The sequence below is a fragment of the Lacibacter sp. H407 genome (genome assembly GCF_037892605.1).
Lineage (GTDB): Bacteria > Bacteroidota > Bacteroidia > Chitinophagales > Chitinophagaceae > Lacibacter.
In genome coordinates this window covers 2,884,323-2,907,254 of sequence record NZ_JBBKTU010000001.1, presented here as the reverse complement: position 1 = coordinate 2,907,254, position 22,932 = coordinate 2,884,323, and the positions used below count along the sequence as shown (strand labels likewise).

Here is a 22,932-nt window from a genome sequence, read left to right as displayed (position 1 = left end):
CAACGTTTCATTTTATTCTTGCTGCCGAAATAATTTGTAATGTTGCGTTACAGCAATTCTACAGCTTTATGAATTTTCTCGGCAACCTTATCTGGCTCATTTTCGGCGGATTGTTTTCTGCCCTTGGTTATTTCTTTGGCGGCATCGTGCTATGCATTACCATTATCGGTATTCCATTCGGCTTACAATGTTTTAAACTGGCGGGGCTTGTGTTATGGCCGTTTGGAAAACAGGTGGTGAGCAGCACTGCACAAACAGGCTGTTTATCGATCCTTGCAAACATCATCTGGATCATTGTAGGCGGTATTGCAGTTACACTCAATCATTTGATCATGGGGATTCTTTTATATATCAGCATTATTGGTATTCCATGGGGGCGCCAGCATTTCAAATTGCTTGAGATCTCCTTACTCCCGTTTGGGAAAAAAGTAATTGATGCTCCGTGAACACTCCTACCACCGTTTTTGCAAACTGACAGCGCCGTGACTTTTTGCCAATTGATCCGGCTGTAACTTGCGCCCCTAAACAAAAGACGATGAAAGTAGAAATATGGTCAGACCTTGTGTGTCCGTTTTGCTATATCGGCAAACGGCGATTTGAACAGGCATTGGAACAATTTGCAAACAAAGAGAAAGTGGAAATTGTATGGAAGAGTTTTCAGCTAGACCCCGACATGCAACCAATTCCCGGCGAATCTGTACATCAATACCTGGCGAAGCGAAAAGGCGTTTCGGTTGAAAAAGCAAAAGAGATGGGAAATTATATGTCGAATATGGCGAAGGAAGTTGGATTGGATTACAACTTTGATATAGCCGTTATCAACAACACACTTGCTCCACATCGATTGTTACACCTCGCTAAAAAATACGGCGTACAGCATGAAGCAAAAGAAAAACTGTTTGCTGCTTATTATACTCAAGGAAAAGACATTGCATCAACTGAAGTATTAATTGAAACAGGAACAAGCCTTGGTATACCGGCCGATGAAATACAACAAATCCTGCAAAGTGATTTGTACGTTGATGAAGTACGGCAGGATCAATACCGGGCACAACAGATCGGCGTACAAGGTGTTCCGTTTTTTGTATTCAATAATAAATATGCTGTATCAGGTGCACAACCGGTTGATGTATTTACACAAGTGTTAGATACAGTTTGGGAAGAAGAAAAACCATTGGTGGAGATAGCTGCGGCGGGTGGATTTTGTACAACAGATGGTATTTGTAATTAATTCTATAAAAAACAAGTTGTAATGAAACTGTTACACTTGTCCGATCATTTTAAACTAAAAAAGCAATGAAAAAAGTTTGGCTCATAACAGGTTGTTCAACAGGTTTTGGACGATCACTTGCTACAGAAGCATTGGCACAGGGATATCGTGTTGCTGTAGCTGCTCGCAAAACAGAAGATGTACAGGATATTGTAAGCAGTTATCCGGAAACAGCGATCGCAGTTAAACTCGATGTGACTGTTCCTGAGCAAATCACATCGGCTGTAAAAACAACGGTTGATACATTCGGACAAATTGATGTACTGGTAAACAATGCAGGGATTGGTTATTTTGCTGCTGTTGAAGAAAGTGAAGAGGAAGAAGTGCGTCGCATGTTTGAGATCAATGTATTTGGTTTGGCAAAAATGACGCAGGAAGTACTACCGCACATGCGTAAACGCAGAAGCGGTCATATCCTTAATGTATCTTCTATCGGCGGTCTTCGCTCCTTCCCCGGTGTTGGATTTTACAATGCAACCAAATATGCAGTTGATGGATTGAGTGAAGCGCTCTCCAAAGAAGTTTCTCCATTGGGCATTCACGTTACCATTATTGCACCGAGTGGTTTCCGTACCGATTGGGCCGGACGTTCAGCAAAAGACACCAGCATTAAGATTGATGACTATGCAACAACAGCAGGAAAAAATGCCGACGATATCCGTGGGTACAGTGGTAATCAACCGGGCGACCCCGTTCGTGCAGCAAAAGCAATGATACAGGTTACAGAAACCGAACACCCACCACTTCGTTTGTTATTGGGTGCCGCAGCACTCAAGGGTGCACGTTTAAAACTCGAAGAATTAAAACATGATTTTGAAACCTGGGCCGACGTAACCGTAGGCGCAGATTTTCCGAAAGCATAATATGTTACGACAAATAACTCCTTTCTTACGTTATAAGGAAGGAGTTATTTCTCCAATTGTTCCTCTTTTTTGTTTGATGCCTGCATACATCAAGGTGATAGCAGCAGTATATTGCATCCCGAACGCCGCAACAGGTAAAAATAAAGGAGGCGTACTATCTTCCACGCCATACTTACCGGTATGTTTATAACGTCCGCTTTTAGTAGCCAGCTTCATTACCCATTGAAAAAAAATCGGCAACCTGTTTGTGTAAACGGAAGGTTCTTTTAAATAAACTGCTACTGCTGCTTCCTTTCTCGTACCGCTTCCGCTATTGGAGCTTACCATTACCTCTTCTATTTTTTCAATATCGGTCCAGTTGATAAAGCCCGTAGCTACACCATTGGTGTTTGCTTCAAATCCATTTTGATAAATGGAAATGGCAGGCGTATCGCTTATAAACTGCTTCACCCATACATAACAAAGAAAAAGTCCGATCAAAGCAAAAAAACTAAAGATGATGGCTTGCATTACGGAAATCTCTTGTGGCCTGCTGAAGGGATCGGGTGCAGAAAAAAAATCAGGTACTATTCCGAATATGGTAAACAAGGCAGACATACCCAGTGCCACAAATGCCATGATAAGATAAATCGACCGGTCTGATTTAATAACGAGTACAGGTTCCATATAACAATGCAGTTGGGTTGATTGAAGGTTGGTTTGATTTTCAAATGTACAAATTCAAGAAGTAGGTTTCTCTTCCGCTGCATTTGCACACTTCAAAACATTCAGTTCCGTATTTTCCACAAACCCCTTGGTAAAAAAAGTTATATCAACAGAAATGGATTGTGGTTACTACTTGCAGAATTCCACCGGCTTCCATGAATTTACACGTTGAAGGCTACAATGGCTTGTTTTTTGTTAATGATTTAGTAATTGTTTTGCTGTTGGCATTGTTATTACAACAACAGTCGGCATCACTGCAAGTATCCATTTACATCCTATACTCTGAACGAAAACTATTGCTTATGTTTATTCAGTTACTAAATGACGAGCGTGCCGTATTCATTGCCTTTCACTTTTTCTTTGCAGGCGTGTTTGCCGGTATTTTTCTGATGCGTTATCAGATCAAAAAGATGAAGAAAAATATTCAATCACTTGAACGGGAATTGCAAAAAGAGTACGAAGACAATATCGTACAACTGCCCGGCAAATTATCAACAGGCTTTTCTAAAAAGTAATATACGCATTGCAGTAAAGATTGAAGGTAGCGGTTGCTTAATATGCAGTCCATCCTCCATCTGCAACAAGAACAGCACCGTTTACAAAACCTGCATCATCCGATGCAAGGAACAACACAACCTGCGCCACTTCCATTGGATTTGAACTGCGGCTCATCAATGCCATGCCTGGCATAATGCGTTCGTTCACGATGGCGGGTAAATGTGCCAGATCAATTCCTGCAGCAATGGTTGTATCCATAGCACCCGGTGCAACTGCATTGCAACGGATTCCTTTTTTCGCATACATGTAACCGGTATTTTTTGTGAGTCCGATAAGTGCATGCTTACTGGTTGTGTAGGCAGCGCCGGCTCTTGCTCCCTGCAATCCACCCACAGACGAAATATTTACAATAGATCCTTTTCCTGCAGATAACATCAACTGCACTGCTTTGCGCATGGCTTTGAACGGACCCGTTACATTGATCGCCATTACACGTTCCCATGTGTGGTTATCTACATCCGCAACAGGATCGAACTGATCCATTACACCTGCATTGTTTACCAAAATATCTACCGTTCCATATGAAGTTATTGCCTTGTTGAACAGTTCATCAATATCCTGTTCCTTTGCCATATCAGCAACTACTGTTGTTACAATACCTCCTGTGTTTGTAATTTCTTCTTCCAACATTTTTAATAATGCCACATTGATATCGGCAGCAACAACTTTACTGCCTTCTGCAGCAAATAATAACGCAATTGCTTTTCCCAACCCGGCAGCAGCTCCTGTTATGATCGCTACTCTGTTTTCCAGCTTTTTCATACCCAACCATTTGATCTGTTATGAGATAAATTTCATTTGAAGGAAATCAAGTTACACACCGGTAAGATCGTAATCAATGATGGTTATTGCAAAGCAAGATGAGAGTTATCAGTAGCAGTGCCGTATTGCTGAACAGTAACCGTTGCTGATCTGCATTTTCATTCCTGCGAATAATGTTCTACCTTATCAGCATCTAATAAAATAACAGATGAAATTATTGACTCCTGCTTTTACAACAGCTTTACTTTTGTGCAGCACACTGCTACCGGCGCAAGCCAACGATTCGATCGCCGTAATGAAGGCAGCAGAACATTTTGTTACTGCATTCAACCAATTTAAATGGGAAGCGTTCCGTTCTTCGTTCACGAATGATGCTACCATGTTTCACCCGGTGTGGGAGCAGGGGAAACGCAGAGCCGGTCAACAGGAAATTGAAGCAACCTGGCTCGAAGTATTTCCTGAATTCATTGATTCATCCAATACCGCAACACTCAACATCAGTCCAAAGGACATCCGGATTCAACTTTACGGCAACACAGCAATTGTTACATTTCATTTAGGAGATGGTATTACACGTTTATCACGACGAACATTGGTAATGGTGAAACAGAAAAACGATTGGAAGATCGCTCATTTACATGCGTCGTTTGTTACAGCACCACCGGAAGATAAAAAGACAGACTGATTTCGGTTGCAATAAAAAGAATACTATTGCCAACTGATGATCACATCTCTTCCTAAACGGATGATCAAGATTGAGATAACCAGCAGAAATACATAACGGATAAACACATTGCCTTTGAGAATGGCTGCCTTACTTCCAATATAACCGCCCAGCATATTAAAGACCATCATAGGTAATGCGATTTTAAATACAACGGCACCATTTAATAAAAACCCCACCAAGGACGCAACATCAGCAATGGCATTCACAATCTTTGATGAAGCAGATGCATGCAGAAAATTTAAACCGGCTACACTTACAAATGCAAATACAAACAGGCTTCCCGTACCCGGGCCAATAAAGCCATTGTAAAAACCTATCAGTGCACCAATCAAAGCACATACAATCAGAAATTGATTACCGCTGTACTTCACTGCATGAACATGGCCAAAATCTTTTTTGAGAAATGTATAAACAGCCAATACAATAATAATTACAAGCAATAAAGGCTTGAATACTTCCGGCTTTATCAGTTCCATTACAAACGTTCCGCTGAACGATGCTATGGCAGCTGTGATGCCTGTGGCAAGCACCACGCTGCTATCTACACCAATCATTTTGATGTATTGATAAGCAGCTACGCTGGTTCCTGCCAGCGAAGCAAAGCGATTGCTGGCAATCACTTGTACATGCGACAACTCCGGAAACAGGATGAGCAACAGCGGCACCTGTACCAATCCACCGCCGCCTACCACAGCATCAATAAACCCTGCAAAGAGAGCGCCCAAACAAACCAGCAAATAGATCCACCATTCCATTGTGGCTGCAAAGTAAAGGAGAAACTGTTATTGTATGATCTGTAACACACATAACAATAACTGCAATGCGTTGCGGCATAAAACCTCTATATACGGTTTTGTTTTTTTGCTGCAGCAAAATAAACATGCACATGCTAAGTAAAAACATTTACTTTTTATAAAAGATCATTCAGTTGATCTGCCTGTTTTAAAAAAATTACCCCAAAGGGAGTATTGTTGCGCATACCCGCCGCCGTTACTTTTGTCCGTCCGATGAAAAATCGGCATTTACCCATTCAATCACAAAACTAAAATTTCATGTATCGTAAATCATGTATCCGTACGCTTGTACTGCTGCTGTCAATTCTAACAGTAAGTATACGCTTGAACGCACAACGAAAAGATGTTTCCGTTTCTCAAGTTGACCCACGGTTTACCGTTAGTGTACAACGGTATTGGTCATCTCTCGGAGGAAGCGAAGAGTACTATTTTTATGTTCAAAACAACACAAATCAAGAATACAGCATGGTGATCAACGTAAGGCTTGATCTTGCATGTGTTGGAACCAAAAATTTCACACTCGGCATTAACAAAGTTGTTTGGCTGAAACCAAATGCCCGTTTTACCCCCGATGACGACTGGGTACATATCTACACCAGCGGAGCCGACAATTTTAAAAATTGCCGGCGTGCCGATGGTAACTCGTTTACATTGTTACAGGGCATCAGCTACACAATGAGTAACATTACAAACGTAACGCAGCAAAAAGCTGCCGAAGAAAAAAAGAAAGCAGATGAAAAACTTGCAGCTGAAAAAAAAGCGGCTGAAGAAAAAAAGCAACGGGAAGAAAAGTTAGCTGCTGAGAAAAAAGCTGCCGAAGAAAAGAAATTGGCAGAGGAAAAGAAACAAAAAGAAGCGCAGGCAAAAGCTGAAGAAGAAAAAAAGAAAAAAGAAGCAGAAGCAAAAACTTCGGGCACAACTGCAAAAGAAGAAACCAAAACAGAAAGCAGCAATACATCTTCTACCACTTCCGGCAGTTCAGGAAGCTCAACCACACAATCGAGAGCTGAACAAGAGTATAATGCTAAAGAAGAAGCACGTCGCCAGGAAGAAGCACGACTGAAAGCAGAACAGGAAGCCCGGGATCAACGCCAGAACGAATACAATACATGGAAGCAAAATGCAAATGAAGAACGCAGGCAGGCTGAAGCAACTGCCGCTACTGCCAGTGTAAGTTTATTGTTTATTGTAGGCACCTGGATCTACAATGATAAAATGGGCCGTGTAAACCCTGATTTTGTTTACAACAAACCTGAATCGAAAGGGAAACTGCGTTTGAATGCAAGTATTGAATGGGGTTATTCGGCTACCTACGCTCCGCTCATTTTTGCAAGTGATAAAACAACCATGATCAATGGCAGTTATGTATCAACAAAATCATTGGAAAAAGTACAAATGTTCACATTGAACCTGGATGTAAATATGAAAATTGGTGCGGAGCACGACAATTTCGGAGGCTATGCATTTCTTGCACCAAAAGCAGGTTTCAGCCCCATCTTTGATGGCTATCAATTATCGCCGCTTGTATATGGCGGACGGGTTTTTGCAGGTGCAAAATGGGTGAAAGCATATGGTGAATACACCGGTGGTTCAAGAGTGTTTTCGAAAAGCGACAATGATCCTGAAGAAAGCGGTAAAGGAAAATCTGATATGAATTTTCAAAAGCTTGAGTATGGTGTACGGTTTACAACCAAACCTGATGCGGATTACAGACGTAGCCATATTTCGCTTGGGATGATCATGGAACGATTGATACCTGGCGGCATTGGAGCCTATGCTGACCCGGAAACATCTTCCCTTGTTGAAACCCAAAAATCGCCATGGATCCAAGGGTTTGCTTTTCAATGGAAAAAAGATCACACCTTTAACTTTTACGTTAATTACTATCCTGAATATATTTTCGGTGGCGACGTTTCGTACAACAGCGGATCACCAAGTTCTGAATTCAGAAGTACAAAAACCGGAACCTTTGTTGAAGTGGGCTTTCTCCGCTCAGTTGATTTCTGGTAATACAAATGAAAACTTATTTCTAAAAAAGCTGCCGGAATAACGGCAGCTTTTTTTGTGTCCTGAAGGCAACTGATCTTTCGAAATAGTAACAATTAATTATTCGGGTTTTATTATCTTACCTGCCCATTCAAAACTTACAGTATGTTTATTAAAACCTGTTTCCTGTTGTTCATCCTTGCCGCCGGTTGCAATACCGCACAGGAGAAAAACGCCGTTACACCATCAACCGACAAAGCAGAGACTTTTGTTGACACTATTTTAAATGACGATTCGATTCCTGAGCATTGGAAGGGAAAAGCATTGGCCGGTATTGATTTTATTGCCACCGGTAATGAGCCGTTCTGGAGTTTTGAACTGGATGAGGAAAGTGCCATGCATTTTCAAACACCGGATGGTTTGGAAATGATCGCTCCTGCTGTTTTGCCGGAGATCACAAAAGACGGAGCAAAAATATTCAGTGCAGATACAGAGACTGGCAGTATGCTTGTACAAATTGAAAATAAACTTTGCATCAATACCATGTCGGGCGACAGTTCTGCATACACCGTTTACGTTACCATCAAACAAAACGAAGGCGGAGAAAAAAAATTCCGTGGTTGCGGTACTTCATTGAAGAATTAAACGATCGGATATTCAAAAAATAAAAGAGGGCATTCAATTGAATGCCCTCTTCTCATATCAGGAATAAATCGCTTAGCTTAAATGCTTGCTCAGGAATTTTGCCATGTCGAACATAGACACCTGTGCTTTGCCACCAAATACAGGCTTCAGCTTTGCATCAGCATTGATCATGCGTCTGTTTTTGCTATCCTGTAATTTATTGGCTTTGATGTAAACCCAGATTTTTTTCACTGCTTCAGTACGTGGTACAGCTTTGTTACCAATTACTGCTGCCAGATCTGCACTTGGAGTAAGTGCTTTCATGAACGCTGCATTTGGCTTACGTGCTGATTTCTTTTTTGCTGCTTTTTTAGGAGCTGCCTTTTTGGGTGCTGCTTTTTTAGGAGCTGCTTTTTTAGCGGCCTTTTTAGGAGCTGCTTTTTTAGCGGCTTTCTTAGGAGCGGCTTTTTTTACAGCTTTTTTTGCTGCTTTCTTGGGGGCGGCTTTTTTTGCTTTTTTAGTTGCCATTTGTTGGAGTTTTAGAATTTTAATTGGGAAATAGTAACGTTTTAACAAGATGAATTTAGGGTAATTTTAAATAACCAACAAGGATTCTGCAAACATGATTTACACAATGTGAATAAGACATGAATAACATCGTTTTTCATTGGGAAAACAGGGTTTCAATAAACGTTGATTTTACACTCCTTTTCTTGCTGAAATTTTGCTTGTTTGTGATACATTCCTTACTCAAAACAATACAGCTTGTACAAACAACAGACAAAGTTAGGCAAGCTGTAACTATTGCTGCCATTGCGTTTCAGGCGAATCAACCTCATTAAATGAAATGTAAAACAACTACACAATCTAACCAGGCAATCGGGTGATGCCTTAGTATTTTTCACAACGATCATATTAAATTACCGGTTGAAAAGTAAGGGTTTCCCTTACTGATCCGAAAAATGATCACCGGATCAGAAAATGTGCTTCAGCTATGAAAAATGTGCTTTTAAGAGTGAATTTTTCTGATTTTTTCAGAATGCTGTCACCTCTTTTACATGCTTTTTCTGAACCATGCCTGATATCTCTCATCTGTTTTTCCAATGGAAAAACACCCCATTCTTTACCGCATTCAATCAATAATTGTGTACAATTATCCGTAAAAAAAGCACGACATTAATTTAAAAATCGTTTGATCAAACGAAGAAGAATTGTAACAACTATACTCAGCAATAACATTGTCGTTAGAGGAAAATAAAAACGAAAATGCTCTTTCTCTACACGTATATCGCCGGGCAATCGACCGATCCAATGAAGCTTATCATGAAAGAAATAAATGACCAAACCGATCAGTACAATTAATGCACCCACCAGTATGATCCATTTACCTGTATCGCTGTTCATACACTAAAAATACGATATCGATTGCCCTGCATTGTCATCTTATTAAAACAAAACCCTCCGTAGAAAACGGAGGGTTCTTTTTAAACCACCACTTTAGAACCATCTGCTAAACTCTTATCAATTTTTCCCTTTACCCTTTCCTTTTGCAGGTGTACCGGGTTTTGATTTATTTACTACGCCTGTCTTCTTTGCAGGAGAATATTTCGGCGCATTCGATTTATTGTTTTTAAGCGATGCCTGCTTGCCATTCACACCTTTATACTTTGCGTACTTTACTTTGTAGGTTGCATGGCGCAAATATGGACGAGGTTCATTCACCACCACCTTGTATCCATTGTAGAGATTGTAATTTCTGTAAGCAGAAGGCAATCCCGCTGAATACACCCACTTGCCATTATTCAAATGAATAAACTGTTTGCGTGGCACATAATAATAACTTTCAATATCGGGTAGATAGTAATAATCTACATGCTGGTAGCCAACTGGCCCCCATGCAGGTTGCAAACCGACATTTACATTGATCTGTGCTTCCGTTTCGTGGGCGGTAAACAGGCCACCGAGCAACAGTATTCCGAGCATTATCTTTTTCATATAAATCATTTTAACAAGGGCATAAGTTCAAAGTCAGTGCCAGAAATGAGTTGCTGCCAAACCATGTGTGCATAAGATGCTGTCAATGTGGCAAATAAACAGCATTTGGAACAGCAATTGATTTACCCCAGCCAGTCAATAAAACAGCTTAAAACAAACAGTATGGTACAGGAAAAAGGAACAATTTCCATTAACACGGAGAATATCTTCCCGATCATTAAGAAATTCTTATACTCCGATAATGAAATTTTTCTGCGGGAATTGGTAAGTAATGCAGTGGATGCGTCGCAGAAAATGAAACGCCTCAGCTCACTCGGACATTACAGCAACGAGCTCGGTGAACTCAAGGTAAAAGTGGCAGTTGATGCAACCGCAAAAACCATTACCATTTCTGATAACGGAATTGGTATGACGGCTGATGAAATTAAAAAATACATCAACCAGGTGGCGTTCTCCGGTGCAACAGAATTCATGGAAAAATTCAAAGAAGCAAAAGATGCCAATGAGATCATCGGACGTTTTGGTCTGGGTTTCTATTCGGCGTTTATGGTGGCTGATAAAGTTGAAATTCAAACACTCTCCTATCAGGATGGAGCAGAGGCAGCCCGTTGGATCTGCGACGGCAGTACTTCGTTTGAAATAACAGAAGGTACACGTACCGAAAGAGGAACAGATATTATCCTGTACATCAATGCAGAATCAGAAGAGTTTTTAGAAGAACAACGCATTGGAAGCATTCTTGATAAGTATGCGAAGTTTTTACCGGTGCCTGTTCAATTTGGTACAAAAGAAGAAACGGAACCTGATGGTGAAGATGAAGAAGGCAAACCAAAATACAAAACCGTTACGGTTGATAATATCATCAACAACACCAATCCTATCTGGACCAAGGCTCCTACAGAATTGAAAGATGAAGATTACCTCGATTTCTACCGTGAGCTATATCCGTTTAGTGAAGAGCCGTTATTCTGGATCCATCTCAATGTAGATTATCCGTTTAACCTTACCGGTGTATTGTATTTCCCCAAATTGAAAAATGATTTTGAAGTACAAAAGAATAAGATCAAACTATTCAGTCGCCAGGTATTTATTACTGATGAGGTAAAAGATATTGTTCCTGAATTTTTATTGTTGCTGCATGGTGTGATCGATTCACCGGATATTCCGCTGAATGTTAGCCGTTCGTTCCTGCAGGCCGATAGCAATGTAAAAAAGATCAACAGCTATATCAGTCGCAAAGTAGCGGATAAGCTGAGCGAACTCTTTAAGAAAGACCGTAAAGCTTACGAAGAAAAATGGACCGACATTGGTTTGTTTGTCAAGTACGGTGCCATTTCTGATGAGAAGTTTTATGATAAAGCGAAAGACTTTTTATTACTCACCAATACAAGCAATGAGCATTACACATTGGATGAGTACAATGCGAAGGTGAAAGATTTTCAAACCGATAAAGAAGGTAATCTTGTTTATCTGTATACCATTGATGCAGAACATCAGCACAGTTACGTACAGGCTGCTGCAAAAAAGAACTATGATGTATTGCTGATGAACTCTCCAATTGATACCCACTTTATTCAGCACCTCGAAATGAAGCTGGAGAAAACAAGTATGAAACGGGTGGATGCAGATGTTCCGGACAAACTGATTGTAAAAGAAGATGCACCTGCACATCAATTAACGGAAGAAGAACGCAACAAAGTAAAAGCGGTATTTGAAAAAGCCATCAACAATGCAACCATGAAAGTTGAATTGGAAAGTTTACCTGCTGAAACAATGCCGGTAACCATTACTATGGAAGAATGGATGCGCCGTATGAAAGATATGAGCAAGCTTGGCGGTGGCGGTATGATGGGCTTTTATGGCAGTATGCCCGATAATTACAAAGTAGCCATCAATGCCAATCATAAACTCATCAGTAAGCTGTTGAGTGCAGAAGAAGCGCAGCAAACAGTAATTGCCAAGCAGGCATTTGATCTGGCGCTGCTTGCACAAGGGTTGTTGAAAGGCGCTGATCTTACAGCCTTTGTTGAAAGGAATGTGGAAGTGATTTAATGAGTCCTGAGCGCCCTTCAACTTTGAAAAAGATAAAACAAAAAGAGGGTCGATGCTTCGCATCGACCCTCTTCATTATTTAAATTCTTCTATGATGAACAGTCACACTTCGGGTGAGCAGTCATTAACTACTCTATCCATTTAAACACGATCGTTCCGTTTTTCTTCTTATCACTCTCAACGGTAATATTGTACACCTTACCACCTGCGGTGATACGCATCAAGGCTGTGTTAGGAGGTGTTGTGCCGAGATTCTCTGCAAACATCACAAGGTTGTTCTTTCTGCCTTTTAATGCCTTTACATTCAACGTGGTTACTTTATCCGTCAGTTGTTTTTTGCTGAGAACCGGATAGCTGTTGAAATAAACGGTTACACTGTCGCCATCAATTTCACCATTGTCAAACAATTCAATTTTAATTTCAGGCTTATCAATTTCGATGGTTTGCAGAATATTGTTATCACGCTCCGCTGTTTTCTTTTCTTCGCCCGGTACATAATTCTCCGGCATCTGGATAGCGGTAAATACATTCGGACCATTCAATAATTTCGCTGCAGCCTGTTGTACATCTTTCACAGTGAGCTTGTCGATGTATTTCTCATAGTTCACAAAGTAATCAATATCGTTGCCCGGGAATTTACTTTCCGTAATTGCAGAAAGCCAGTCTTCATTTTCTTTAATATCGATCTTATGTTGCTCACGCCATTGCTGTTTTACTTTATCCAGGTTTTGTTGAGAAGGGCCTTTGGTAGCGATCTCTTTAATTTCTCGGTTCACCGCTTTTAACAGCGTATCTGCTTTCTCCGGACCGCAAGGCAATTGTACTGCAAACGTATAGTTATTGTAAGGCTCACGTTCCAACGAACCAAAGATGCCGCCTCCATAAATACCACCGATCTTTTCACGTAACTCTTCTATGATACGGATGTTGAGCACTTCCGATGCAGCCTGTGCTTTCAATTCAAGATCCTGGCTAAAAGGAACTTCACCTGAATGGAATTGAATAATAAGGCTACGCTCTTCTTTCCCTTTCTTCACCATCATTTCACGTTTACCTTTTACAGGACGCACTTTGTTATCAACCGTTGCAAACTTCTTTTTTGTAGTTGGCAAGCTGGCAATGTATTGTTCAATAAGTGGAATGATCTCTTCTTCTTTAAAACTTCCTACAAATACAAACTCCATACTTCCTGCATCGCCAAAACGCTCTTTATAAATTTCCATTGAACGCTTGAGATCGATCTTTGAAAAGTTTTCTGCTTTGGGCAGTGCAATAGGTGCAAGTGGATTGTTACTGTACAATTCGCTGTATAACGTATCAATAAATGCAAACTGCGGATTAGCCCCCATCATTGCATATTGTGATTTGTTCCGTTGAATATATGATTTGAACAAGGTTGTATCCATCCGCGGATTTGTAAACGTTAACCAGGTTAACTGGAACATTGTTTCAATATCCTTTACTGTAGAACTACCTCTTACTCCTTCACTGGCTGCTGTAAGGAATGGATTTACCTGTACCGTTTTACCAGCTAATACCTTCCGCAGATCAACAGGTGAAAATTCGCCCACACCCATTGATGTAACAACCGGTACTGCATACTCTGCATTGAATTTATCGGCCAGGCTATAATTGTTTTTTCCACCGGGACGCACTGACGACATCAAGATCTGATCGGCTTTAAAATCAGTTGACTTCAACGTTACTTTAATACCGTTGCTGAGTGTAAGTTCAGTAGTACCAAGTGCTGCATTTTTCTTTGTTGCTGTTACAGTACCGGCTTTCGGCTTCGTTTGAATTAAAGAAGAAGCAACCGCTTTATCTTCATATGCTTTGATATCTGCTTTTTCTGCTGCAGGGAAAAACGCCAGTATCTCCTCTTCTGTTGCCAATTTTTCACCAGCCTTTGGTTCCGGTTGGGTGATATAGGTAAACCGATTCTCCACTCCCTTGATGTATTTATTTACCAATGCATTTACTTCTTCAATGGTAACACCCGGTAAAAGTTCTTTCACTTTTTCAAATTCATATTCAATACCCGGCGTTGGATCAGCTTTCAAAAAGTAGTTCACATATTCGTTCACGTAATTGGCACTTTCTGTTTTATCACGGTTGTTGTAAGAACGTTCATAATTACTCAACGTTGTTTTCTTACTGCGTTCAAGTTCTGTTGCAGTAAACCCAAATCGTTTTACACGTTCAATTTCTTCCAGCAATGCTTGTGTTGCTTTTTTTACATCTCCTGTTCCTACTCCGGCAAATACAGAGAATGCATCGTAGCCTCTTGCATACGAACCAAAACCACTCCCGGCAAAGTTGAATGGTGGATTTTCTTTTTGGGTCAGCTCCTGTAAACGTTGGTTGAGCATTCGTGTAAACAATCCACGCAAAATACTGTTCCTGTAATCTTCAACAGTTGCAGATGGTTCTGCCACAAACGAAGGAAAATTAATGGCCACTTCACTTGAAGAAGCTTCTTTATCGGTCAGGATCATTACTTCATTGGCCGCATAAGGTGCCACGGGTGCATACTTCCGTTCACGTGGATTTGCCGGGTTTTTGATCCCTGCAAAATGTTTCCTTATGAGTGCTTCCGCAGCTTCGGTGGTAATATCACCAACCACTACTACTGCCATCAGATCAGGACGGTACCAATCTTTATAAAAACGACGGATCGCATCATATTTAAAATTCTGAATGATGCTGTCTTTACCGATAGGTAAACGATCAGCATACAATGAGCCGGCAAATAATCCCGGTAAAATTTTACGAAACATGCGTTCTTCTGCACCTTTACCAGATCGGCTTTCTTCTAAGATCACGGCACGTTCGCCATCAATATCTTCATCAAGGTTGGTAACATTGTGCGCCCAGTCTTCCAGTATCTGGAAACCTTTTTCAAGATTACCCGGCTTATCAACAGGAATAGGAAGAATGTAGACTGTTTCATCAAAACTTGTATAAGCGTTGAGATCGTTTCCAAACCCTACGCCAATTTCCTGCAGGTACGAAACGATATCATTCTTCTTAAAATTTTTGGTACCATTAAATGCCATATGTTCCATCATATGTGCCAACCCAAGTTGATCGGCGTCTTCAACAATAGAACCCACATTTACCACTAAACGCAGCTCCACACGTTTTTCCGGTTTTTGATTGGGGCGAATGAAATAGGTTAATCCATTTTCCAGTTTCCCCATTTTTACTTTCGAATCAAAGGGAATTTTTTCCGTTCGGGCTTGTTGGGCCAGCGTAGTAGAAAAAAGAAATAAAACAAAGGGGAGAATCAACAGCAGGTGTAGTCCTTTACGTTGCATATAGAATGTTTTTTTGAAGGGGTAAATATATATGATTCAAAGATATTATAACTGTTAACAGTTATTGTTCATGATGAACGGTACAAAAATAAAAAGCTCCCCTGCTTTAACAGGAGAGCCTTTGCTATATGGAGATGTAAGTTTTAAAGTGCTAAACCAACACCTAATTGGAAGCCGGTGGTTTTCCATTTTTCCTGGCTTTGAAGATCATTGATATTATTTAAACCAATGGCATACCGTCCGTACACTCTTACACGAAGAATATTTAACTGTGCTCCAAAGAGCATAGAAAAATCGCCATTTTTAAATGCCTCGCCTCCATTATCGATCAATGTCTTGTCTTTATTTATCAAAACACCAAATTGCGGACCTGCCTGTAACGAGAGGTATTTTATCGGCTTGTATATAAGTAACAAAGGGATGCTGAGATAATTCAATTGTGGATTTGATAATTCCTGCTGACCAAGATTCTGATAGATCTGTCTGAAATTTGATGCAGTATCAGAATTGATCTGGTTCCACAACACTTCCGGTTGAAGGCCAAATTTTTTCCCTAACGGAATTTCTACGAATGCGCCGAGATGATAACCGAGTTTGTATTGTTCATCAAATCCCTTTCCTTCAATTTTACCAATATTTGCGCCCAATTTTGGACCAATACGAAACTGTGCAAACGAAACAGAAGATGCGGTGATGGCTACTAAGATAAGGACCAGATACTTTTTCATTCTTTTGAAGTTTAGTTGAACTACTAACGGCGAATTAAATGCCAATCATTTAAATGCCTCGGTAAAAATATGTTAAGAAGAACCGTGCCAAAATTAATTAAAACATAAACCCGGCTTGCACACTGTACAAAGTGCTGAGTTTGTTTTGACTGCTCAACAGGTAATAATCAAAATAAACCTGTGGATTTAAAAAGAACTTGCCGATGTACCACGATGCATCTAACTGCAAACCCAACGATTGAAATTGAAATGCATTTGTTTGCGAATCGGTTCCGGAATAACTTCTGCTGCGGCTCAATAACCGTCGCTGACGAACAGTTCCTTTTGAATCAACTGTTACCCGTGTAGCTGATCCCAACAACATCAACGTAGGTTGCAAACTGAAATAATCTTTCTTACCAATTCCATCGAGTACCCAATCGTACCTTACATAAGGAATCAATGAAAGGTCTCTGATACGAATATTGGATGTATCACTCACATAAAAATATTGTGTAACCAATTCGCCTGTTAATGGTAAGCGTATCTGCTGCGAATCGAGGTATTGTAATGTTTCACGGTAACGGCCACCCGAAAAGCCAAGCATTACACCCGGCCTGAATTTTCCTTTGCCCACCTGTACATAAGCCAGCAAATCATTATCGTAAGGTGATGATGTATTTACAAATTCCTTCTTCCCCAAAAAACGTGTATAGGAAACTCCGTAGGACACTTTTTCCAACTGTGTTTGATCGTACGAGAATGTAAGCGCATGTTGCAACAGTTGCGATTTACCGGCCTCCGTTAAAATATAATTATTGTAAGTAATTCCCAACCCGCTTTTATGATAATACCCGATGGTGGGTGTAAAGCTGAGGTTGGTGGCTGATTGCTGTGCATTCAATGCTACGTTACGTACACTGAATTGTGTATTCCCTACGCCCAATGATAACAACCAATAACTTTTAGGCGCTTTCAATGAATCATAAAATGCAAGGAAATCGTCGAGCTCTTTTTCAAGCGAATCGACATTGATCATAACTGAATCAGTTTTTGCTTCCTGCGCATTGACTACAGAACAAAAACAAAACAGCACTGCGAATAGAATAAATGGTTTAAGCATGCGGGCAAGGTTAATCCAATAGACGAACCGGCTGCAAGATAGTTTAATGGCTGTAAAAAATTATGTCAACTCGATCAAGGTGATCTCCGGCAAAATGCCCACCCTGCCCGGGTAACCTATAAATCCAAAGCCTCGGTTTACGTACAATTTCTGATTGGCCTCTTCATACAAACCTGCCCATTGTTTGTACACGTATTTTACGGGACTCCAACGGAAACCGGGAATTTCTACACCAAACTGCATACCATGTGTATGACCTGATAATGTGAGATCAATATCCTTAAACTGCGATGTTACTTCCGAATTCCAATGCGAAGGATCGTGGCTCATTAAAATTTTAAACGGTGACTCTTTGGCCGCTGCATGTGTTTCCGGCAATTTACCAAACGATGGAAAATTTGCTTTGGCACTGGTATTATCAACACCAAGTATGGCGATCTGTTGTCCGTCTTTTTCAATCATCACATGTTCATTGCTCAATGTTTTCCAACCAAGCTTTTTATGTACTTCTACCACACCTGCCGCATTAGCCAATTGTTTATGCCGTACTTCTTCCCTGCTGGCACCTGTAGGAAAACCATAATCATGGTTGCCCAATGTTGCATACACACCATAGTTTGCTTTCAGTGCAGAAAATACATCCATGTATTCTTTCATTTCTTCAGCACTGTAATTCACAAGGTCGCCGGTAAACAAAACGACATCTGCATTCTGCTCATTGATCTTATCGATCCCCTTCCGTACGGCTTCTTTATCTGTAAAACTGCCGCTATGAATATCACTCACATGAATGATCTTAAATCCTTTGAATGCCTGCGGGAGATTGCTGAAACTTAATGCCAGTTTCTGAAGATTGTATTTGTACTTATTTCCAAATCCATATATCAATGATGTAAACAAACCGCCACCAACTGCCAAACCAGCCCAGCTTAAAAACATCGAACGGGTAATGCCGGTACCTGTGCCTGCATTTTTAGGATTCCAGTTGGGGAAAATAAAACTGCCCGCCCATTGTACAACACGCCGTACATCATCTACCAGGAAAAAAGCACTGGCCAGGATTTTGGCCAGGAACAAACCGATCACAACAGCAAAAGCATAGGTACGTAACAACTTGTGCCACGATTCATAATTCGTAAACGTGATGCTCAGCATTAAAGCAAATGAAAGAATACTGATGCCCCAGTATACAGCATACACTATCAGGCGGGTACGTGGTGCCCAACTATCGGCCACTGTACGCAGGGCCTGGAATACATAAATGTCCACTATCAGAAAAATTACTAAAAATATCCATGATCCGGCTAAACGTCGCATAAGTGTCAAAATTGAGGAATAAATAAAACAACTGCCTGTTAAATTTCAAACAGTTACACGGTTTCTTGTATAACATCAGGGGATAAGTATTGTTCCCGAATATTATGCCGAAGCCTTATTTTTGTCAGGATGGCCTAACCTGCCAACACAGCATTGCTGTTACGTACAATAGCTCATCAAAACCGTTACAATATGAATTTTACCTATTATGGCCATTCCTGCTTTGGTATAGACGTAAAAGGAACGAAATTACTTTTTGATCCTTTTATTTCGCTGAATGAACTGGCAAAAGATAAAGTAGACATTACATCAATTGAGGCGGATTATGTATTTGTGAGTCATGGACATGCCGATCATATTGCCGATTGTGTAAGTATTGCGGCCCGTACCAAAGCAAAGGTGATCTGCAATTGGGAAATTCATTTGTGGTTGCAAAAAAATGGAATAACCAACACGCATCCCATGAATATCGGGGGCCGTTGGAATTTTGAATTTGGAACAGTACGTTGTGTGATGGCACAGCATTCATCGTCACTACCAGATGGAAGCTATGGCGGTAACCCAATGGGTTTTGTAATAAACGGTGAATCGCCTTTTTATTACAGCGGCGACACAGGACTAACCCTTGAAATGCAACTGGTGCCGCAAGGTGCTCCGCTTGCCTTTTGTATTTTGCCGATTGGAGACAATCTTACCATGGGCTACGAAGATGCAGTAAGAGCGGCGCATATGATGGGTTGCAGTAAAGTAGTGGGTGTTCATTACAACACATTTGAATTGATTGAAATTGATACCGATAAAGCCAGGCAGCATTTTGAAAAGAACGGATTGCAATTACTGTTGCCGGCAATTGGAGAAACAATAGACATTTAACAGCCGGATATACATGCCAGCGGCAGGCAGCACAAAGCAGGAACGAAATTACTATGGGTAGAATTATTGGAATCGCCAATCAGAAAGGAGGAGTCGGTAAAACCACAACAGCAATTAATCTTGCTGCCAGTTTTGCTGTACTGGAATTCAAAACATTATTGGTGGATGCCGATCCGCAGGCCAACAGTACTACCGGTGTTGGTTTTGATTTGCACAACGTACAACAAAGTTTATACGATTGTTTTGTAAATGGCGCCAATGCAAAAGATGTGGTGTTGAAAACGGATATTCCGCATCTTGATCTCATTCCTTCGCATATTGATCTGGTGGGTGCTGAAATTGAAATGATCAACCAGCCAAACCGTGAATCGGTGATGAAACAATTGCTGGCCGGTTTAAAAAATGATTACGACTTTATTATTATCGATTGCTCTCCATCACTTGGATTAATAACTGTGAATGCATTAACTGCAGCTGATGCAGTAGTGGTGCCTGTACAAACTGAATTTTTTGCATTGGAAGGGTTGGGCAAATTGCTCAACACTATTAAAATTGTACAAAGCCGTTTGAATCCGCAATTGGTAATTGAAGGTATTTTGATGACAATGTATGATGGACGTTTGCGTTTGTGTAACCAGGTGGTGAGCGAAGTACGTCGCCACTTTGAAGGCATTGTATTTGATTCGATCATTCATCGCAATACACGTTTAAGTGAAGCACCTAGTTTTGGTAAACCTGTTATTCTCTACGACAGTGAAAGCAAGGGGGCCATCAACTATCTTAACCTCGCCAAAGAAATTCTGCAGCGAAACAACCTCACCAAAATGAATCAGGAAGACAAGATCATTGAGATGGATGAGGAGGAAGAGGAAGCTACAAGCTAATAGCTTATTTGCATTTACTATTCATCAACCTGCTGCCTTTTGCTCGTAGCTGATCGCTCAGAGCTCGCAGCTTTCTCTTTACTTTTGCCTTATGGTTACAAACGAATCTCCACGTATTGTTTTTATGGGTACGCCTGAGTTTGCAGTTGCATCATTGGATGCATTGGTGCAGGCAGGTTATAATGTGGTAGGTGTAATTACAGCACCCGATAAACCGGCTGGTCGTGGGATGAAGATCACACAAAGTGCGGTGAAGAAATATGCAACAGAACATAACCTGTTTGTACTGCAACCGGAGAAACTGAAGAATCCTGTGTTCTTAAAAGAGTTGATTGCGTTACGTGCCGATCTGCAGATCGTTGTTGCATTCCGTATGTTGCCTGAAGCTGTTTGGAATATGCCGAAGATGGGAACCGTAAATGTGCATGGAAGTTTGTTGCCACAGTATCGTGGTGCGGCGCCGATCAACTGGGCCGTGATCAATGGAGAAACAGAAACCGGCGTCACTACTTTCAAATTGAAACATGAAATTGATACCGGCGATATTCTGCTGCAGGAATCATTTGCGATTGGTGAAGATGAAACAGCAGGTGAAGTACACGACCGCATGAAAGAGATCGGTGCACAACTCTTAGTGAAAACAGTTGGAGGATTGGTGAATGGAACATTGAAAGAACGTCCACAGACCACAGTCAATAGTCCACAGTTGAGTGCTGCTGTTTTACCATCGTCTGTTGACAGTGGACCGTCGACCGTTCTCAAACATGCACCAAAAATTTTCACCGACACCTGCAAAATAGATTTTTCAAAAACAGTTGACGAGGTGCATAATCTCATTCGTGGTCTTTCTCCTTTTCCCGGAGCGTTTACTTATTTCAACGAAAAGATGATGAAGATCTACCGGTCGAAGAAAGAAACGGGTCGGGGCGCTTCAGGCGACCTGAACCATGCTGATCAAAATGTTCAGGCCGGTGAAACCGTCCCGACCGGCAATTACCTAACTGATGGCAAAACCTATTTAAAGTTTGCCTGCAGTAACGGTTACGTACAGGTGCTGGAATTGCAACTGGAAGGTAAAAAGAAAATGCTGGTGGAAGATTTTTTGAGGGGGCACAGGAGTTGATTATTTAAAATGCTATATCTCAGCAATAATTCAAATTACGTCAATCAATATCAACAGCTTCATCTAAATAAAAGAATGTGTATAAAAGTAAAAGAGGTGATTGAAAACAATCACCTCTTTTACTTTTATCAGTTGCAATTTTAAAAATAACTTATGGGCTTTCTACCTTCCCACCTGCAACTTCTCACTTCCCACTTTCGCCTACTTTCCCCACACCAACTCCGCATTAAACTTCTCAGCACTAATACCCAACTGAGCGGCTGCGGAATTACTGAGGCGAAAAATCAATCCACTGCCGGGGCTGGTTTCTTCTACCCCACCCAATACTTTTGCATACACTGCTTTTCCATTGGCCGGGTTGCGGATCATGACAATGGCTCCCTTTTCTACCTGATCCATCAACACATAATATTTTCCATCGCTCCAGCCGCTTGTGCTTTTAAAGATGCTGCCGGCGCCATTATTTCCTTCTACCCGTTTGCCATTATTTGTTTGTCTGTTAAACTCATCTTTGAAAAAACCATTGCCGGCATAACTCACTGCCGACACTTCGGGTTTTGGTTGCTCTTTTTTTATTTGCTCTTTTGGAGCCTCTTCTTTTACAGGCACATCTTTCACCAAAACAGTTTCTTTCTTTGGTTCGTCTGGTTTCTTTACCTCCGGTTTGGGCTGTTGCTGCACCACGGTTGGTTCGCTGCGCACATTCATTCCCTTCGCTGCCAATGGTGATAATGATTTATCTACTTTCAAAAATCCAATGATCACTTTGCTGCCAACACTTACTGCATCGCCCAGGTTATTCCATGATTTGATGGATGCATTATCCGTACCATACAATTGACTCAACCGACTCATTGTTTCGCCCTGTTTAACGGTATGGTACAATGGCACCACCGTTTCATTTTCTTTACGGGTGCCGGTTTGCCAGAAATTCGCTTCATTGAGTGGAATACGTATTTGCTGGCCAATACTTAGCGGCGATGTTAATTCCAATCCATTATAAGGTGCAAACACACGTGGACTGATATTATAAATGCGCCCGATACTGTAAAAATTTTCTTTGGGGCCAATACCGTGTGTGAGATAGGGATTGTTTTGATTGTCCAGCTGTACGATCAACGGGGTGTTTTGCGCCATCGCCGAAACAGCAATCAAACAGATACTCAGAAATAAAAAGGCTCTCTTCATGGGAATATTATTTACGCTGCAAAGATGCACAATTATCGGAAAGAATAATGCCAAACAAAAGCTT

22 protein-coding genes are annotated in these 22,932 nt (G+C 41.0%); 11 read left to right on the top strand and 11 right to left on the bottom strand.

The window, feature by feature from the left end:
• Positions 1 to 68: 68 nt before the first annotated feature.
• From WG989_RS12545 to WG989_RS12535, 3 genes are all read left to right on the top strand, one after another.
• Positions 69 to 446, top strand: coding sequence for a YccF domain-containing protein (locus WG989_RS12545; RefSeq protein ID WP_340429834.1), 378 nt, complete (start codon positions 69 to 71; stop codon positions 444 to 446).
• Between the two features lie 89 nt (positions 447 to 535).
• Positions 536 to 1,231, top strand: a complete 696-nt coding sequence (locus WG989_RS12540; RefSeq protein ID WP_340429833.1) for a DsbA family oxidoreductase — start codon at positions 536 to 538, stop codon at positions 1,229 to 1,231.
• A gap of 65 nt (positions 1,232 to 1,296) precedes the next feature.
• Positions 1,297 to 2,133 carry an oxidoreductase gene (locus WG989_RS12535; protein WP_340429831.1) on the top strand — a complete coding sequence of 279 codons (837 nt, stop codon included), beginning with the start codon at positions 1,297 to 1,299 and terminating at the stop codon, positions 2,131 to 2,133.
• A 30-nt stretch (positions 2,134 to 2,163) separates the two neighbouring features.
• Here the strand turns inward: WG989_RS12535 and WG989_RS12530 are convergent, their stop codons facing one another.
• A complete protein-coding gene (locus WG989_RS12530) occupies positions 2,164 to 2,799 on the bottom strand; it encodes an STM3941 family protein (protein WP_340429830.1) in 636 nt (211 codons plus the stop codon).
• A 341-nt stretch (positions 2,800 to 3,140) separates the two neighbouring features.
• Between WG989_RS12530 and WG989_RS12525 the strand changes: the two genes are divergently transcribed.
• Positions 3,141 to 3,353, top strand: coding sequence for a hypothetical protein (locus WG989_RS12525; RefSeq protein ID WP_340429828.1), 213 nt, complete (start codon positions 3,141 to 3,143; stop codon positions 3,351 to 3,353).
• A 37-nt stretch (positions 3,354 to 3,390) separates the two neighbouring features.
• Here the strand turns inward: WG989_RS12525 and WG989_RS12520 are convergent, their stop codons facing one another.
• Positions 3,391 to 4,158, bottom strand: a complete 768-nt coding sequence (locus WG989_RS12520) for a glucose 1-dehydrogenase (RefSeq protein ID WP_340429826.1) — start codon at positions 4,156 to 4,158, stop codon at positions 3,391 to 3,393.
• A gap of 208 nt (positions 4,159 to 4,366) precedes the next feature.
• Here WG989_RS12520 and WG989_RS12515 point away from each other — a divergent pair, with 208 nt between their 5' ends.
• The gene (locus WG989_RS12515; RefSeq protein WP_340429824.1) at positions 4,367 to 4,843 is read left to right on the top strand and encodes a YybH family protein; all 477 of its coding nucleotides are present in this window, start codon (positions 4,367 to 4,369) and stop codon (positions 4,841 to 4,843) included.
• A gap of 23 nt (positions 4,844 to 4,866) precedes the next feature.
• Here the strand turns inward: WG989_RS12515 and WG989_RS12510 are convergent, their stop codons facing one another.
• Complete coding sequence (locus tag WG989_RS12510; RefSeq protein ID WP_340429822.1) at positions 4,867 to 5,640, bottom strand: sulfite exporter TauE/SafE family protein; 774 nt, start codon at positions 5,638 to 5,640, stop codon at positions 4,867 to 4,869.
• Between the two features lie 297 nt (positions 5,641 to 5,937).
• On the opposite strand from WG989_RS12510, the gene WG989_RS12505 reads away from it, so the two are divergent.
• On the top strand, positions 5,938 to 7,689 hold the full coding sequence (locus WG989_RS12505; RefSeq protein WP_340429820.1) for a cell envelope integrity protein TolA: 1,752 nt from the start codon (positions 5,938 to 5,940) through the stop codon (positions 7,687 to 7,689).
• 141 nt (positions 7,690 to 7,830) lie between these two features.
• Positions 7,831 to 8,310 (top strand): COG3650 family protein, encoded by a 480-nt coding sequence (locus WG989_RS12500; protein ID WP_340429819.1) that lies wholly within the window; start codon positions 7,831 to 7,833, stop codon positions 8,308 to 8,310.
• Positions 8,311 to 8,382: 72 nt separating this feature from the next.
• On the opposite strand, the gene WG989_RS12495 is transcribed toward WG989_RS12500, so the two are convergent.
• From WG989_RS12495 to WG989_RS12485, 3 genes are all read right to left on the bottom strand, one after another.
• Positions 8,383 to 8,817: an SWIB/MDM2 domain-containing protein gene (locus WG989_RS12495; RefSeq protein ID WP_340429818.1), complete on the bottom strand. Its 435-nt coding sequence runs from the start codon at positions 8,815 to 8,817 to the stop codon at positions 8,383 to 8,385.
• A 648-nt stretch (positions 8,818 to 9,465) separates the two neighbouring features.
• Positions 9,466 to 9,693 carry a DUF2905 domain-containing protein gene (locus WG989_RS12490; RefSeq protein WP_340429817.1) on the bottom strand — a complete coding sequence of 76 codons (228 nt, stop codon included), beginning with the start codon at positions 9,691 to 9,693 and terminating at the stop codon, positions 9,466 to 9,468.
• Positions 9,694 to 9,810: 117 nt separating this feature from the next.
• Positions 9,811 to 10,284, bottom strand: coding sequence for a hypothetical protein (locus WG989_RS12485; protein WP_340429816.1), 474 nt, complete (start codon positions 10,282 to 10,284; stop codon positions 9,811 to 9,813).
• A gap of 162 nt (positions 10,285 to 10,446) precedes the next feature.
• Between WG989_RS12485 and htpG the strand changes: the two genes are divergently transcribed.
• Positions 10,447 to 12,336 (top strand): molecular chaperone HtpG, encoded by a 1,890-nt coding sequence (gene htpG, locus WG989_RS12480; RefSeq protein ID WP_340429815.1) that lies wholly within the window; start codon positions 10,447 to 10,449, stop codon positions 12,334 to 12,336.
• Between the two features lie 128 nt (positions 12,337 to 12,464).
• Here the strand turns inward: htpG and WG989_RS12475 are convergent, their stop codons facing one another.
• The 4 genes from WG989_RS12475 to WG989_RS12460 all read right to left on the bottom strand — a co-directional run bounded on the left by WG989_RS12475 (position 12,465) and on the right by WG989_RS12460 (position 18,800).
• Positions 12,465 to 15,653: a M16 family metallopeptidase gene (locus WG989_RS12475; RefSeq protein ID WP_340429814.1), complete on the bottom strand. Its 3,189-nt coding sequence runs from the start codon at positions 15,651 to 15,653 to the stop codon at positions 12,465 to 12,467.
• A 143-nt stretch (positions 15,654 to 15,796) separates the two neighbouring features.
• Positions 15,797 to 16,381, bottom strand: a complete 585-nt coding sequence (locus WG989_RS12470) for a porin family protein (RefSeq protein WP_340429813.1) — start codon at positions 16,379 to 16,381, stop codon at positions 15,797 to 15,799.
• 97 nt (positions 16,382 to 16,478) lie between these two features.
• On the bottom strand, positions 16,479 to 17,483 hold the full coding sequence (locus WG989_RS12465) for a hypothetical protein (protein WP_340429811.1): 1,005 nt from the start codon (positions 17,481 to 17,483) through the stop codon (positions 16,479 to 16,481).
• Positions 17,484 to 17,543: 60 nt separating this feature from the next.
• Positions 17,544 to 18,800, bottom strand: a complete 1,257-nt coding sequence (locus tag WG989_RS12460) for a metallophosphoesterase (RefSeq protein WP_340429809.1) — start codon at positions 18,798 to 18,800, stop codon at positions 17,544 to 17,546.
• A gap of 192 nt (positions 18,801 to 18,992) precedes the next feature.
• Here WG989_RS12460 and WG989_RS12455 point away from each other — a divergent pair, with 192 nt between their 5' ends.
• The 3 genes from WG989_RS12455 (at position 18,993) to WG989_RS12445 (ending at position 21,680) form a co-directional block, all read left to right on the top strand.
• Complete coding sequence (locus tag WG989_RS12455) at positions 18,993 to 19,673, top strand: metal-dependent hydrolase (RefSeq protein ID WP_340429807.1); 681 nt, start codon at positions 18,993 to 18,995, stop codon at positions 19,671 to 19,673.
• A gap of 53 nt (positions 19,674 to 19,726) precedes the next feature.
• Positions 19,727 to 20,557: a ParA family protein gene (locus WG989_RS12450; protein ID WP_340429806.1), complete on the top strand. Its 831-nt coding sequence runs from the start codon at positions 19,727 to 19,729 to the stop codon at positions 20,555 to 20,557.
• Between the two features lie 91 nt (positions 20,558 to 20,648).
• Positions 20,649 to 21,680 carry a methionyl-tRNA formyltransferase gene (locus WG989_RS12445; protein WP_340429804.1) on the top strand — a complete coding sequence of 344 codons (1,032 nt, stop codon included), beginning with the start codon at positions 20,649 to 20,651 and terminating at the stop codon, positions 21,678 to 21,680.
• 201 nt (positions 21,681 to 21,881) lie between these two features.
• Here the strand turns inward: WG989_RS12445 and WG989_RS12440 are convergent, their stop codons facing one another.
• Positions 21,882 to 22,868, bottom strand: a complete 987-nt coding sequence (locus tag WG989_RS12440; protein WP_340429803.1) for a LysM peptidoglycan-binding domain-containing protein — start codon at positions 22,866 to 22,868, stop codon at positions 21,882 to 21,884.
• Between the last annotated feature and the right edge of the window lie 64 nt (positions 22,869 to 22,932).